The 14,381-nt window shown below is 38.1% G+C and carries 6 protein-coding genes and 18 tRNA genes; 14 read left to right on the top strand and 10 right to left on the bottom strand.

Going from position 1 to position 14,381, the window contains the following annotated elements:
* Positions 1-145 precede the first annotated feature (145 nt).
* The 9 genes from PISS_RS09795 to PISS_RS09750 all read right to left on the bottom strand — a co-directional run bounded on the left by PISS_RS09795 (position 146) and on the right by PISS_RS09750 (position 3,783).
* A complete protein-coding gene (locus PISS_RS09795) occupies positions 146-1,777 on the bottom strand; it encodes a response regulator (protein ID WP_058155505.1) in 1,632 nt (543 codons plus the stop codon).
* A 407-nt stretch (positions 1,778-2,184) separates the two neighbouring features.
* Positions 2,185-2,260: transfer RNA gene (locus tag PISS_RS09785), tRNA-Val, on the bottom strand.
* A 151-nt stretch (positions 2,261-2,411) separates the two neighbouring features.
* Positions 2,412-2,487: transfer RNA gene (locus PISS_RS09780), tRNA-Val, on the bottom strand.
* 151 nt (positions 2,488-2,638) lie between these two features.
* A tRNA-Val gene (locus PISS_RS09775) sits at positions 2,639-2,714 on the bottom strand.
* A gap of 151 nt (positions 2,715-2,865) precedes the next feature.
* Positions 2,866-2,941, bottom strand: a tRNA-Val gene (locus PISS_RS09770).
* Between the two features lie 50 nt (positions 2,942-2,991).
* Positions 2,992-3,067: transfer RNA gene (locus PISS_RS09765), tRNA-Val, on the bottom strand.
* 170 nt (positions 3,068-3,237) lie between these two features.
* Positions 3,238-3,313: transfer RNA gene (locus PISS_RS09760), tRNA-Val, on the bottom strand.
* A 170-nt stretch (positions 3,314-3,483) separates the two neighbouring features.
* Positions 3,484-3,559, bottom strand: a tRNA-Val gene (locus PISS_RS09755).
* A 148-nt stretch (positions 3,560-3,707) separates the two neighbouring features.
* A tRNA-Val gene (locus PISS_RS09750) sits at positions 3,708-3,783 on the bottom strand.
* Between the two features lie 662 nt (positions 3,784-4,445).
* Between PISS_RS09750 and PISS_RS09745 the strand changes: the two genes are divergently transcribed.
* The 12 genes from PISS_RS09745 (at position 4,446) to PISS_RS09690 (ending at position 9,783) form a co-directional block, all read left to right on the top strand.
* A tRNA-Ala gene (locus tag PISS_RS09745) sits at positions 4,446-4,521 on the top strand.
* A 36-nt stretch (positions 4,522-4,557) separates the two neighbouring features.
* A tRNA-Glu gene (locus tag PISS_RS09740) sits at positions 4,558-4,633 on the top strand.
* A 143-nt stretch (positions 4,634-4,776) separates the two neighbouring features.
* Positions 4,777-4,852: transfer RNA gene (locus PISS_RS09735), tRNA-Glu, on the top strand.
* Positions 4,853-4,945: 93 nt separating this feature from the next.
* Positions 4,946-5,021: transfer RNA gene (locus PISS_RS09730), tRNA-Glu, on the top strand.
* 93 nt (positions 5,022-5,114) lie between these two features.
* Positions 5,115-5,190 (top strand) — tRNA-Glu (locus tag PISS_RS09725).
* 93 nt (positions 5,191-5,283) lie between these two features.
* Positions 5,284-5,359, top strand: a tRNA-Glu gene (locus tag PISS_RS09720).
* Positions 5,360-5,452: 93 nt separating this feature from the next.
* A tRNA-Glu gene (locus PISS_RS09715) sits at positions 5,453-5,528 on the top strand.
* A gap of 93 nt (positions 5,529-5,621) precedes the next feature.
* Positions 5,622-5,697: transfer RNA gene (locus tag PISS_RS09710), tRNA-Glu, on the top strand.
* A 93-nt stretch (positions 5,698-5,790) separates the two neighbouring features.
* A tRNA-Glu gene (locus PISS_RS09705) sits at positions 5,791-5,866 on the top strand.
* Between the two features lie 181 nt (positions 5,867-6,047).
* Positions 6,048-6,123 (top strand) — tRNA-Glu (locus tag PISS_RS09700).
* A 283-nt stretch (positions 6,124-6,406) separates the two neighbouring features.
* A complete protein-coding gene (locus PISS_RS09695) occupies positions 6,407-9,274 on the top strand; it encodes a M16 family metallopeptidase (protein WP_058154926.1) in 2,868 nt (955 codons plus the stop codon).
* Positions 9,275-9,516: 242 nt separating this feature from the next.
* Positions 9,517-9,783, top strand: a complete 267-nt coding sequence (locus PISS_RS09690; protein WP_058154924.1) for a DksA/TraR family C4-type zinc finger protein — start codon at positions 9,517-9,519, stop codon at positions 9,781-9,783.
* A gap of 284 nt (positions 9,784-10,067) precedes the next feature.
* On the opposite strand, the gene gloA is transcribed toward PISS_RS09690, so the two are convergent.
* Positions 10,068-10,469 (bottom strand): lactoylglutathione lyase, encoded by a 402-nt coding sequence (gene gloA / locus PISS_RS09685; protein ID WP_024594782.1) that lies wholly within the window; start codon positions 10,467-10,469, stop codon positions 10,068-10,070.
* A 625-nt stretch (positions 10,470-11,094) separates the two neighbouring features.
* On the opposite strand from gloA, the gene PISS_RS09680 reads away from it, so the two are divergent.
* On the top strand, positions 11,095-11,973 hold the full coding sequence (locus PISS_RS09680) for an NAD(P)-dependent oxidoreductase (protein ID WP_002962960.1): 879 nt from the start codon (positions 11,095-11,097) through the stop codon (positions 11,971-11,973).
* A 147-nt stretch (positions 11,974-12,120) separates the two neighbouring features.
* Positions 12,121-14,379 carry a polysaccharide lyase 6 family protein gene (locus tag PISS_RS09675; RefSeq protein WP_096040837.1) on the top strand — a complete coding sequence of 753 codons (2,259 nt, stop codon included), beginning with the start codon at positions 12,121-12,123 and terminating at the stop codon, positions 14,377-14,379.
* The last annotated feature ends 2 nt before the right edge of the window (positions 14,380-14,381 follow it).

Below are 14,381 nucleotides of genomic sequence, written 5' to 3'. Positions count from 1 at the left end.
GCTCGGCTTTTACTTATTCTTACATGGATGTAAGCCAGTAGAATAACGCAGGAGCAGTTATCGAGCCCACTAGGTTACAAGCCTCACGCTGCGATTAAATCGTCCCTTGCTTGAACAAATTTTAATCCGCAAATGTCAACAGGCCCTAGCTAATCTCTAGTTTCATTTCTTTAGCAATCTGAAGTAGTTTATCGAACCGCTCTGATTGCTCTTCTGCTAAGGGTGATTTTTTTAATAGTTTAAAGCACTTTTGAGCCAATAGACTATTGAAAGAGCCCCCCTGTTTTTTTGATTTATCCACTAAACACTGTAATAAGTTAAGCGCAATACTTGGGTTGTGTGGCATGACCCTAAAGGCTTGACTGAATGCCTCTAAAGCAACATTTAACTGGCCACGCTCAAACTGTTTAACTGCATGATTGTTAAGTTCCTTCGGCCCCATTTTAATATCACGTCTTTCACTTTGCTGTTGCTGTATATAACGCAAGTACGTCGCGTCGCTCCTACTTGGGTGGCGTTCGCAATGATCAATAATTTGGCTAAATAGCGCTTGCGCCTTCTGATGAAAACCTAATTCATGTAATGCTTTTGCTTTATCTAGGGCACCATCGACTGAACGTATTTGAGTATCGCTGTCATCAAGTTGTTCAATCAACTGTTTCGCTTTTTTATGTTCATCTTTTAAATAATAAAGGCGTGCATTGAGCACATCGATTTGAGTTTGTGCATTACTGGTTGGGAATTGTGTTTTTAGCTCATTAATATATTTATTTGTTTGACGGGAGATTCTGTTTATTTGGTCAGTTTGATCTGTGGTTAGTGCAAAATCAATCCCAGCACGAGCGGCATTTAAATAAATGTCTGGGCTATCATGCATAGAGTACTTAGCAAAAGTGGCAATATCCTTTTGAGTTAAGTAGCTGGTTTCATAATCTCTATTAATGAGCGATACGCTGTTCAGTGACTTTTGACGGTCTATATTACGTGGAGCAATATGGGCCGCTTGACTTAAAAACTCTTGAGCTAACTCAAACTGGTTTAGTTTTATTTCTAAACGGCCTAATAAGTCTAATGCAACTAGTCGTGTTTCATTACGTTCAAGCATAGTTTTGAGCATGCGTTGAGCCAAAATATGCTCATTGTTAGCAATTAAGGCTTCTACTAATCCTACTTTTGCCCATGCAAATTTTTGAATATTCAAAACTGATTTAAAAAAGTCTTTCGCTTCTTGGTTTTGTTTTAGCGCCAGTAAAATATTACCTTTTAATCTAAGCAGAATAGGGCTGTATTTATTACTTTTATCAAGCTGAGCATTAATTTTTTTTAATGCTTTAGACTGGTTATCGTCATCAATTAAAGTGTATATAGCTTTTAAGTCGCTTTTGCGTTTGAGAATACGCTCTATGCGCACTCTTAGCTCTTGTACAGAGAAAGGTTTTACTAAAAAGTCATCGGGTTGAAGTTCTAACACACTGTGAACTAACTCTCCGCTAGTTTCCGCAGATGTAAAAATAAACCCAGTAGAGTGTTTTATTAATGCTTTAGCGCGTAATTCTTCATAAAGCTGGTAGCCATCTTGGCGTTTGCTTAGATTAAAAGAGCAAATTACCAAGTCAAATTCTTCATGTAAGCATTGTTCTTTTGCCGCTAGAGCATGATCTGCAAAACGCATATGTCCAAAGCCAATTTTTTCGAGCGACTGTTTCATGTAGCTTTGAGCAAGTGGCTGCTCCTCTACAATCAGTATTTTTGCTTCATTAAAAATATTTTTAGACATTGGCTTAAGCGTAATTGAATTTAACACAGACTATAATCAACAGTTTAGACGCTTACAAGGTAATTTAAAGATTCGCTTCGAAGATGAGAGCTTATTAAGCAAATTAATTCTAAAGGTTTATATTTTTATCTTAAAAGAGCTAAAAACCCATTTAAAGTAAATGGATAGCACGCGTAATAAAATAAGTTTAAACAAAATGATTTTGGAGATAATAAAACTCGGAAGATAGGTTTTTGGCATGTGATTGGTAATACTGATTTTTTTTGAAACCGAAGAATTGCTTGATAACGAATTTCTAAATGGCAATTAATACTGAACATGAACTAAAGGAGTGAAGGATAATGAATATTAAAATGGAAGGTGATACTGGAGAATTTAGATTTTTGTAATATGCACCATTCAAAAAATGGTGGGTCGTACTGGACTTGAACCAGTGACCCTCGCCTTGTAAGGGCGATGCTCTCCCAACTGAGCTAATCACCCACATATAAATTAAAACGCTACTATTAAAATAAATAGTACTGGACTTTAACCAGTGAACCTCGCCGTAACTTGTAAATAGCGGTGATGCTCTCTTTTTCTAACTGAGCTAATCACCCATTTAGATATCTTGTAATATGCACCATTCAAAGAATGGTGGGTCGTACTGGACTTGAACCAGTGACCCTCGCCTTGTAAGGGCGATGCTCTCCCAACTGAGCTAATCACCCACATATAAATTAAAACGCTACTATTAAAATAAATAGTACTGGACTTTAACCAGTGAACCTCGCCGTAACTTGTAAATAGCGGTGATGCTCTCTTTTTCTAACTGAGCTAATCACCCATTTAGATATCTTGTAATATGCACCATTCAAAGAATGGTGGGTCGTACTGGACTTGAACCAGTGACCCTCGCCTTGTAAGGGCGATGCTCTCCCAACTGAGCTAATCACCCACATATAAATTAAAACGCTACTATTAAAATAAATAGTACTGGACTTTAACCAGTGAACCTCGCCGTAACTTGTAAATAGCGGTGATGCTCTCTTTTTCTAACTGAGCTAATCACCCATTTAGATATCTTGTAATATGCACCATTCAAAGAATGGTGGGTCGTACTGGACTTGAACCAGTGACCCTCGCCTTGTAAGGGCGATGCTCTCCCAACTGAGCTAACGACCCATATTACAACTTTAAAACATGACTATTAACATAATAATAGATTTTATATGTGGTGGGTGATACTGGACTTGAACCAGTGACCCTCGCCTTGTAAGGGCGATGCTCTCCCAACTGAGCTAATCACCCACATATAAATTAAAACGCTACTATTAAAATAAATAGTACTGGACTTTAACCAGTGAACTTCGCCGTTACTTGTAAATAGCGGTAATGCTCTCATTTCTTGTAACTGAGCTAACGACCCATATTACAATTTTAATACAAATCACTATTAACATAATAATAGATTTTATATGTGGTGGGTGATACTGGACTTGAACCAGTGACCCTCGCCTTGTAAGGGCGATGCTCTCCCAACTGAGCTAATCACCCACATATAAATTAAAACGCTACTATTAAAATAAATAGTACTGGACTTTAACCAGTGAACTTCGCCGTTACTTGTAAATAGCGGTGATGCTCTCATTTCTTGTAACTGAGCTAACGACCCATATTACAATTTTAATACATATCACTATTAATATAACAATAGGTTTTATATGTGGTGGGTGATACTGGACTTGAACCAGTGACCCTCGCCTTGTAAGGGCGATGCTCTCCCAACTGAGCTAATCACCCACATATAAATTCAAACGCTACTATTAAATTTTAGTAGTACTGGACTTTAACCAGTGAACCTTGCCGTTACTTGTAAATAACGGTGAGCTCTCTTTTTTCTAACTGAGCTAACGCCCATATAGAATCTTAGATACGACACATTAAAATGTGGTGGGTGATACTGGACTTGAACCAGTGACCCTCGCCTTGTAAGGGCGATGCTCTCCCAACTGAGCTAATCACCCGCATCTAAACAACACCACATTGCTGCGTTGTTGTGGGGCGCTATTATAGATAGAGTTGCAAATGTGTCAACACTTGAATGATAAAAATGTGCTGAATGAAGCTTTTATAAACAATACAGTGCGAACGGTGTTCACTTTATCAACAAACTAATATTAAACGAACAATTGTTAAGCTTAATGTTTATTTAAAGTCGGCGGCGTAGACTAAATAGATGTCATTAGTGGTCGGATAAAAATAAAATATTTATGTAATAAAAGGCTAACTTTCAATAATTGTATTGCGTGATACAAATTAGCGGATAATAAAAAGTTATTTAAAGTTTAACATGCCAATGAACAGCGCTTTTTTAGTAGTAAAACAGCACCAAGCTAATTTGCATATAAATGTATACCCTTTAAATCATATTCAAACTCATATTATCGGTTGAATAGGGTACTCAGTCGTATACATGTGGCGAGTACAACAACGTAAAGCGCAACATGACACCTAAATTAGTATGAAAATCTGTTTTTTAGCACGTATGATAGCCAGTTTGTTGAAATTTAAACCATTTAAATAATGTCGCATAAAAAACTGTTGACTTTATTTTGGGGGGTGCATAGAATGCGCCCCGCACTAAGCGATACACGACGTGATTATCACAGAGCGTATTGAATAAGTTGGGGCTATAGCTCAGCTGGGAGAGCGCTTCGCTGGCAGCGAAGAGGTCTGCGGTTCGATCCCGCATAGCTCCACCAATTTTTAGTGTTTGTCCTAGGGTAACAGTTTTCTGTGTCCCCATCGTCTAGAGGCCTAGGACACCGCCCTTTCACGGCGGTAACAGGGGTTCGAATCCCCTTGGGGACGCCACTTAACTTTTTAGTTAAAGGCGGTTTTACCGAGAAAATAGCGTAACACATAAAGCTCGAGTCTTTATTTGTACTATACGCCATTACCTTAAAGCTCAGGATGTGAGTAAAACTAATCAATTGTCCTAGTGACACATATTCTGTGTCCCCATCGTCTAGAGGCCTAGGACACCGCCCTTTCACGGCGGTAACAGGGGTTCGAATCCCCTTGGGGACGCCACTTACTTGTTTTAAATAGGGAAGTGCAGTGTTATTGAGCAGCTCGCCTGAAACGAGTCAAACCATTCAGTTGTCCTAGTGACACATATTCTGTGTCCCCATCGTCTAGAGGCCTAGGACACCGCCCTTTCACGGCGGTAACAGGGGTTCGAATCCCCTTGGGGACGCCACTTACTTGTTTTAAATAGGGAAGTGCAGTGTTATTGAGCAGCTCGCCTGAAACGAGTCAAACCATTCAGTTGTCCTAGTGACACATATTCTGTGTCCCCATCGTCTAGAGGCCTAGGACACCGCCCTTTCACGGCGGTAACAGGGGTTCGAATCCCCTTGGGGACGCCACTTACTTGTTTTAAATAGGGAAGTGAAGTGTTATTGAGCAGCTCGCCTGAAACGAGTCAAACCATTCAGTTGTCCTAGTGACACATATTCTGTGTCCCCATCGTCTAGAGGCCTAGGACACCGCCCTTTCACGGCGGTAACAGGGGTTCGAATCCCCTTGGGGACGCCACTTACTTGTTTTAAATAGGGAAGTGAAGTGTTATTGAGCAGCTCGCCTGAAACGAGTCAAACCATTCAGTTGTCCTAGTGACACATATTCTGTGTCCCCATCGTCTAGAGGCCTAGGACACCGCCCTTTCACGGCGGTAACAGGGGTTCGAATCCCCTTGGGGACGCCACTTACTTGTTTTAAATAGGGAAGTGAAGTGTTATTGAGCAGCTCGCCTGAAACGAGTCAAACCATTCAGTTGTCCTAGTGACACATATTCTGTGTCCCCATCGTCTAGAGGCCTAGGACACCGCCCTTTCACGGCGGTAACAGGGGTTCGAATCCCCTTGGGGACGCCACTTACTTGTTTTAAATAGGGAAGTGAAGTGTTATTGAGCAGCTCGCCTGAAACGAGTCAAACCATTCAGTTGTCCTAGTGACACATATTCTGTGTCCCCATCGTCTAGAGGCCTAGGACACCGCCCTTTCACGGCGGTAACAGGGGTTCGAATCCCCTTGGGGACGCCACTTACTATTTTAAGTATTGTGTAAAGCAGTGTGACACCGCACTCTCTATGCACGACGTTATCAAGAGTACTAATCTCTTGGGGACGCCACTTACTTATTTTAATAGGGAAGTGTAGTGTTATTAAGAAAGCTCGCCTGAAACGAGTCTAAAAATTCAGTTGTCCTAGTGACACATTTATGTGTCCCCATCGTCTAGAGGCCTAGGACACCGCCCTTTCACGGCGGTAACAGGGGTTCGAATCCCCTTGGGGACGCCACTTACTTATTTTAAGTATTGTGTAAAGTAGTGTGACACCGCACTCTCTATGCACGACGTTATCAAGAGTACCAATCTCTTAGATATGTCATTTACTACTTAGATAGGAAAGTGCAGTGTTATTAGAATAAAACCACAAATTAATACCCTCATTTTATACTTCATTTTTATATCAATCTATTTACACTTTGTTACAAAACCAAACCCATAATCGCTCCTTATTCCTTGTTGTACTTTTAATTAGTCTTTAAACTCATTGAGTTAATTTAAATATGGACTAAAAAATGAAACTCACAAAAATTGCACTTGCTGTTTTACTTGCATCAGGGTTGGCTGCATGTAATAGCTCAACTCAAGCTGTTGATAAAAATATTGTTACAGAAACATCAATTCCTGGCGTTACACTTATTGAATCAGTGAAATCTAATGCAGGTGAAATCAACATACCGTATAAAAAATATAAACTAGATAACGGTTTAACTGTAATTGTGCATGAGGATCATTCAGATCCCTTAGTACACGTTGATGTAACATACCACGTTGGTTCTGCTCGCGAAGAGTTGGGTAAGTCAGGCTTTGCTCACTTTTTTGAGCATATGATGTTTCAAGGATCAGAGAATGTTGCTGATGAGGAACATTTTAAAATAATATCTGAAGCAGGCGGTACTTTAAATGGTACTACTAACTCTGATAGAACAAATTATTTTGAAACAGTACCTGTAAATCAATTAGAAAAGATGTTGTGGCTAGAAGCTGACCGAATGGGCTTTTTACTCGATGCTGTAACCCAAGAAAAATTTGAAGTACAACGCGAAACAGTAAAAAATGAGCGCGGCCAACGTGTTGATAATCGCCCTTATGGTCGTTTAGGTGAACGTGTTGCTCAAGCGATGTATCCAGACGGCCATCCATATTCATGGCCTGTAATTGGTTTTATGGACGATTTAAATCGCGTAAATGTAAATGATTTAAAAGCATTCTTTTTAAAATGGTACGGACCAAATAATGCAACGCTTACCATTGGTGGTGACATCAACGCTAATGAAATACTGCCATTAGTTACTAAATACTTTGCACCAATCCCAAAAGGTCCTGAAATACCTAAAGTTGAAAAAACAGCTGTAATACTAGATGCTGATAGATATATTTCAATGGAAGATAAGGTTCACTTACCTTTATTAAGTATGAGTTTCCCAACGACTTATGCTCGCTCTGAAGATGAAGCACCTCTTGATATACTTGCTGAAATATTAGGTGGAGGTAATAATTCACTACTATACAAAAACCTAGTTAAAACTCAACTTGCTGTTCAAGCAAGTGCAAATCATCCATGCCAAGAGTTAGCGTGTTCAATTAGTCTTTATGCTTTACCAAATCCTACAGCAGGGAAAACGTTAGCTGATATGGAAAAAATCATTCGTGATTCATTTGTTGAATTTGAAGAGCGTGGCGTTACACAAGATGATTTAGATAAAGTAAAAGCTAAAATAGAGTCAGGTGCAATTTTTGGTCTGCAAAGCGTATCAGGAAAAGTCTCTCAACTAGCCGCATCTGAAACGTTTACAGGTAACCCAAACTCAGCTAAAGATGAGATTGCACGTTATAACAAAGTTACAAAAGCTGATGTTATGCGTGTTTTTAATCAATATATCAAAGGTAAATCTGCCGTTATTATGAGTGTTGTGCCAGAAGGTCAAACTCAACTTATAGCTGCCCCAGATAACTTTACGCCTAAAGCGCATGATTTTGGAGGTCCATCTACAACTTCAGCTGATGATTTAGTAGCACGAAGAGCTGTTGATACATTTGATCGAAGTATTCACCCTGTAGCCGGCGCAAATCCTGCTGTTGATGTTCCTTCTCTTTGGCAAACTAAGACCGAAAACGGTATTAAAATATTAGGTACGCAAAGTACAGAAACGCCAACCACCGCTATTTTCATTAAAGTTCCGGGTGGCTTGTATAATGAGCAAGCTAGTAAAGTGGGTTTATCGTCAATGACTGCATCGTTAATGAGCGAGTCAACGCAAAACTACACTACAGAGCAAATGAGTAACGCGCTTGAAAAACTGGGTAGCCAGGTAAGTATCTACTCAGACAAAACACATACAAATGTGTATGTTTCTAGCTTAACTAAAAATGTAGATGCAACGCTAAAGCTTGTTGAAGAGAAATTATTTAAACCAGCATTTAATGCCGATGACTTTGAGCGTAATAAAAAGCAAATCATTCAAAATATTCAACATTCAATGAAGGATGCAGGGTATTTAGCATCTAATACATACAGCAAATTACTATATGGCGACAATATAGCTGCACTTCCAAGTACTGGAACGCTTAATAGTATTGAGGCTATTACATTAGATGACGTTAAAGCTTTTTATAACGCAAACTTTAAACCACAAGGCGCGCAAGTCATTATTGTTTCTGATTTAAAAGAGTCAACAATTGAGCCAAAGGTTAAAGCTACACTTGCAAACTGGCAAGGTAAATCGAGCCCAGTTACTGTTGATTTCAGCGAACCTAAAGTCGAAACTAATGTCATTTATCTTGTAGATAAACCAGATGCCCCTCAATCAGAAATTCGTATTGGTAAACGCGATATGGTTGAAGACATTACTGGTGAGTTTTTTAAAGCTAACTTAATGAACTTTGCATTTGGTGGCACGTTTAACAGCCGTATCAATCTAAATTTACGAGAAGATAAAGGCTACACTTACGGTGCTCGCTCTCGTTTTTGGGGTGATAAAACATCTGGCGGCTTTACAGCTTCTGCAGCGGTGAGAGCCGACTCTACTGCAGCGTCTATTACAGAGTTTACTAATGAGCTTAATAACTATGCTCAAAACGGTGTCACGGATGAAGAGCTTATGTTTATGCGTAAAGCTATCAATCAAAAAGATGCGCTTAAATACGAAACGCCTAATGCAAAACTTGGCTTTTTAGCACAAATATTAGAGTTCGATTTAAAACCTAGCTTTGTAAAAGAAAGAAATGAGATTGTTAGCAATATTAGCAAAGAAGAAGTTAACGCCTTAGCTAAAAAACACTTAAACACTAAAGATATGATTTATTTAGTAGTGGGTGATGCTAAAACACTTCGCCCTGAGCTTGAAAAATTAGGCATGAAGGTTGTTGATTACAGCCTTTAATATTTAAATAATTGGAATTATAAAGCAGCTTTTTTAGCTGCTTTTTTTGCCTGATTTTAGAGTGTTGATCTTTTTGAAAGTAGATTACAGGGAGCAACTACAGCGTCTTTCTTTAGATATAAAATATAGTTTTATAGTTGAAGCCTTCAAATAACACCCCATTCCTAGCTTTATTATTCAGTACTTATAAAGATTCAATTTGGTAGCATAAATTTAAACATCCAACTTTATTAGGAGGATTTATGGCAAGTGGATGGGCACGAGACGGTGCAATTCAAGATCAAATTGATGCAAGTGTTAACGACGCCGTACAGTATGCAAGAAGCAATTTAATATCTGGTGCAAGTGCTGAGCTATGTGACGAGTGCGATGAAAAAATCCCACAAGCACGAAGGCTCGCGCTACCAGGAGTTCGCTACTGTGTTGCATGCCAAGCTGAAATAGAAGACAATGGTGCCAGCGCTAAATCGTTTAATAGGCGTGGTAGTAAAGATAGTCAGTTGCGTTAAAAAAAGGTGCTGCAAAGCACCTTTTATTTAATACCAATCTGCATAACCATTTGAACTATATATAAAATTAAACCTCTCCATAGTTATACCAACCAGCATAAATCTTTGATCAATTTAACGAATTAAATTGCACTATTACGTCGATAAAAATTTTTTATTTAGAACAACTAGATACAAAAATTTTGCCTAGTTCTAGCGTAATTTTTTTAACGTTAAATAGACCCCATATATAAGCAGATTGGCATTAAGCAAATTGTTATAACTTGAATTAGTTGTTAAGTAATTTAAAATTTACTCATGTCTTCTTTTTTCTGAATTAACTCAATTGCATAGCCATCTGGGTCTTTTACAAAAGCAATTTCAGTAGTACCGCCTTTTACAGGCCCTGGTTCACGGCTTACATTGCCACCAGCAGCTTTAATATCTGCACATGCTTTGTAAATATCATCAAACTCAATAGCAATATGACCATATCCATTACCTAGGTCGTAGCTATCCTCGTCCCAGTTATAAGTTAGCTCTAATACTGTGTTATCTGCTTCGTCGCCATATCCAACAAAGGCAAGAGTGTATCTGTATTCACTGTTATCAGCTCTGCGTAATTCTTTCATACCTAATATTTCAGTATAAAAAGCAATTGATTTATCCAAATCCGCTACACGAAGCATAGTATGTAATAAACGCATTTTTAGTTCCTTTAGTTATTTATTCAAAGTTAAGAGTATTTTTAACTAAGCGCTATTATCAAGCGCGTTTTAGGGGGGTTATATGTATTAGCCATATATGTAGGCATTACATATAAATCACAACCTTAATATGAGAGTGGGCTTAAAACAGTTTGAGTTCGACCTTTATAAATTACAAATTAATGAATCATTTTATTAAATTTTGGATGTTTAAATAACCAGTACTCAATTATTGGTCAACCTATTAGTATAAAAAAAGTTACTGATTGTTCAACAAAAGTTAACCTTTGCTTAATTGTGCTGTTGATATATAACCATTTGTTTTAATAGGATATTAAATTGATCTTTGTGTAATTTTTAAAAATGTGGCGTTTGCTTGGTTAACTTATTGGTTGATAAAAAAGTCGTATGGTAATACAGTTTTTGCATACCAATTGGTAAGTTGCTTGGTTTGAGTGAGTACAATGTATTGGTAATTAATCAGAGTTACGTTTTGCACAGGTTAATTTATAAATAACTCAAGCTTAAAGTTACTCTACAAATTGAAACAAAAGACACAGCGTATTTATAGAGTAAATTTTACTTGTTCTTATAAAAGTATGCGCCACATATTTAGGAGTTATTCATGTCAAAACCAGTCATCGGTTTCATCGGCTTAGGCTTAATGGGCGGCAACATGGCCGAAAATTTACAAAACAAAGGCTATGAGCTAATTGTTATGGACCTTAGCAAAGATGCGGTTGCAGCATGTGTTGCTAGAGGCGCAAAAACAGCAAGCACTGCAAAAGAGCTAGCTGAAGGTTCAGATATTGTTATGTTTTGTCTTACAACGTCTGCCGTTGTAGAAAAAATTGTTTACGCAGAAGACGGTATCCTAGCGGGTATTAAAGAAGGTGCAGTATTAGTTGATTTTGGTACTTCTATCCCATCATCTACTAAAAAAATTGGTGCTGATTTAGCAGCTAAAGGCGCAGGCATGATCGACGCGCCACTAGGTCGTACACCAGCACATGCTAAAGACGGTCTTTTAAACATTATGGCTGCAGGCGATATTGATACATTCAATAAAGTTAAACCAGTACTGGAAGATCAAGGTGAAAACGTTTTCCATCTTGGCGAGCTAGGTGCAGGTCATACAACTAAGCTTATCAATAACTTCATGGGCATGACGACAGTATGTGCTATGTCACAAGCATTTGCAGTGGCAGAGCTTGCTGGTGTAGACCGTCAACAACTTTTTGACATTATGTCGACTGGCCCATCTAACTCACCGTTTATGCAATTTTGTAAAAACTATGCAGTTGATAATGTTAGCGACCTTGGTTTCTCGATTGCTAATGCAAACAAAGATTTAGGCTACTTCCTACAAATGGTAGAAGACCTAGGTACTGAATCAAAAATCGCTGAAGGTTCATCAGCTAACCTACAAGCAGCGTTTGACGCTGGTATGGGTCAAGGTAACGTTCCTGAAATTTTTGATTACTTCAAAAAGTTAGAAAAGTAATACTTCTCGACCTTATTGAGCGCTTTGAGCTTTAACTTAAAGCGCTTTAACACACATGACACCAATTGACTAAAGTCTTTGTGCAATGTCAGCTTTTTTTAATTCTGATGAAGCACTACTTTCAGTCACAACGAAAAAGAGTTAACTATGCGTTTGATTAATACAATAAAGCTTAGTCTAGTTCTCATCGGTTGCATATCCACACAAGTAGCGGCCAAAGATTATTTTATAGAAAATAAACAAGCTTTTAATGATATCGCAGCTAATCTAGTTGCTGGCGACAAAGTAGTACTTAAAAATGGTACTTGGTCTGACTTCGAAATTTTACTTGAAGGCCAAGGTACAAAAAACTCTCCTATTATATTAACCGCTGAAACTAACGGAAAAGTAATTCTATCAGGTCAATCTAACCTAAGACTTGCAGGTAAATACCTTGAAGCTTCTGGTTTAGTATTTAAAGACGGCTACACACCGAGCTCAGCTGTAATAGAATTTCGTAAAAATAAAAATGAATTAGCCTACAATTCACGAGTTACTCAAACAGTAATCGATAATTACAGTAATCCAGACAAACGAGAGTCTGATTATTGGGTTGCCTTATATGGACAACATAACCGCTTTGATCATAGTCATTTAGTTGGCAAACGAAATAAAGGTGTGACAGTTGCTGTTCGTTTAAACACTAAAGCAAGCCAGGAAAATTATCATCGTATAGATAACAACTATTTTGGCTACCGTCCTACTTTTGGTTCTAACGGTGGTGAAACCCTGCGTATTGGCACAAGCCATTACTCACTAACTGATTCGCATACATTGGTTGAAAATAATTACTTTGAACGTACCAATGGTGAAGTAGAAATTGTTTCGGTTAAATCAGGTAAAAACATCCTTCGTAATAACGTATTTTATGAAGCGCGCGGTACATTAACGCTGCGCCATGGTAACGGCAATCTTATAGAAGAAAATATCTTTATTGGTAATGGCGTTGATCACACAGGTGGTATCCGCGTTATCAATAAAGATCAAATTGTAAGAAATAACTACCTACAAGGCCTAACAGGCTATCGTTTTGGCAGTGGTTTTACTGTAATGAACGGCGTACCAAATTCATCTATTAATCGTTATCACCAAGTAGAAAATGCGACGATTGAAAACAACACATTTATAAATGTGCGTCATATTCAACTTGCTGCAGGTAGCGATGCTGAGCGTAGCGCAGCCCCAAAAAATAGCGTAATGAAAAACAACTTAATCATAAACCAAGATGGTGAACAGCCATTTACAACATTCGACGATGTAAGTGGGTTAGTATTAAGTAACAACATTGCAGATACAAAAGTGCTTTCTGAGCTAACGTACGGTGTAAAAAAAGAAAAAATCACGCTTGAAAAAGCAAGTAATGGTCTACTTTACCCAACCTCTAAAAGTTTAAATGTAGGTGCAAAGCGCGATTTAAAAGTACTTAAAAAAGAAGATACCGGTGTTAGTTGGTATGCAAAAGTACCTGCTTTAGTTGATTTTGATTCTGGTAAGACACATTCTGTTAAAGCTGATGTAAGTGCATTACTAGATGCTATTGATAATGCAGAGTCGGGCGATGTTCTAGAACTAGCGCCTGGCCAGTATGATGTGTCTAAACTGGTTAAAATTGATAAAACGTTGACAATTAAAGCGAAGCAGAACGCAAAGTCTAAACTTACTTTTCAACGCTCTACCTTGTTTGAAATACATGATGGCGGCAGCTTAAAACTAGATGGTTTATCAATTTCAGGTGAAAACGCGCCAGATGCAATAGGTAACAGCATTGTTCGTACGCAAAAATGGGGTATGGTTGATAATTACCGCTTTGTAATGACCAACTCAGAGTTAAATGCTTTAGATATTAATCATTCATTCCATTTCTTTATCACTGGTAAAGGTGCAATGGCTGACGAAATTATTGTTACAGGTAATACCTTTAATACAGTAACAGGTGACATTTTACGCCTAAATACTGAAATTGAAGACTTAGGTGTTTATAACGCGGAATACGTTATTGTAAATGATAATACATTTAATGATGTAAAAGGCGGCATAGTTAAGCTTTACCGTGGTGGCACTGATGAAAGTACATTTGGCCCTCATTTTGAAATGACAAATAACACGCTTAATAACGTTGGCCTTGGTAAGCGTAACAAAGAGCAAGCGAGCATTTATGTTCACGGTGTTCAAGTTACTAATATCAAAGATAATAAATTTGTTAAATCTGCTCCTATTATTGTAGAGCACACAGTAGGCGAGCCTAAAACTGAAATCTCAGGCAATACATTTGATGCAACTAAAGCACCAAGCGTTAAAGAGTTAAGAGTTAAAGGCCCACACACGGCAGTATTAAAAAATAACAACATTTTAAATAAGGCAGGGTAAAT

Source organism: Pseudoalteromonas issachenkonii, assembly GCF_002310795.1.
GTDB classification, from domain to species: domain Bacteria; phylum Pseudomonadota; class Gammaproteobacteria; order Enterobacterales; family Alteromonadaceae; genus Pseudoalteromonas; species Pseudoalteromonas tetraodonis.
The sequence above is the reverse complement of the archived record's forward strand: the minus strand, read 5'-3'. Positions and strand labels throughout refer to the sequence as shown.

Excerpts from the sequence above, each read along its gene's own strand:
- gloA (WP_024594782.1), bottom strand. The coding sequence starts at position 10,469 with ATGCGTTTATTACATACTATGCTTCGTGTAGCGGATTTGGATAAATCA.
- PISS_RS09795 (WP_058155505.1), bottom strand. The coding sequence starts at position 1,777 with ATGTCTAAAAATATTTTTAATGAAGCAAAAATACTGATTGTAGAGGAG.
- PISS_RS09695 (WP_058154926.1), top strand. The coding sequence starts at position 6,407 with ATGAAACTCACAAAAATTGCACTTGCTGTTTTACTTGCATCAGGGTTG.
- PISS_RS09690 (WP_058154924.1), top strand. The coding sequence starts at position 9,517 with ATGGCAAGTGGATGGGCACGAGACGGTGCAATTCAAGATCAAATTGAT.
- PISS_RS09680 (WP_002962960.1), top strand. The coding sequence starts at position 11,095 with ATGTCAAAACCAGTCATCGGTTTCATCGGCTTAGGCTTAATGGGCGGC.
- PISS_RS09675 (WP_096040837.1), top strand. The coding sequence starts at position 12,121 with ATGCGTTTGATTAATACAATAAAGCTTAGTCTAGTTCTCATCGGTTGC.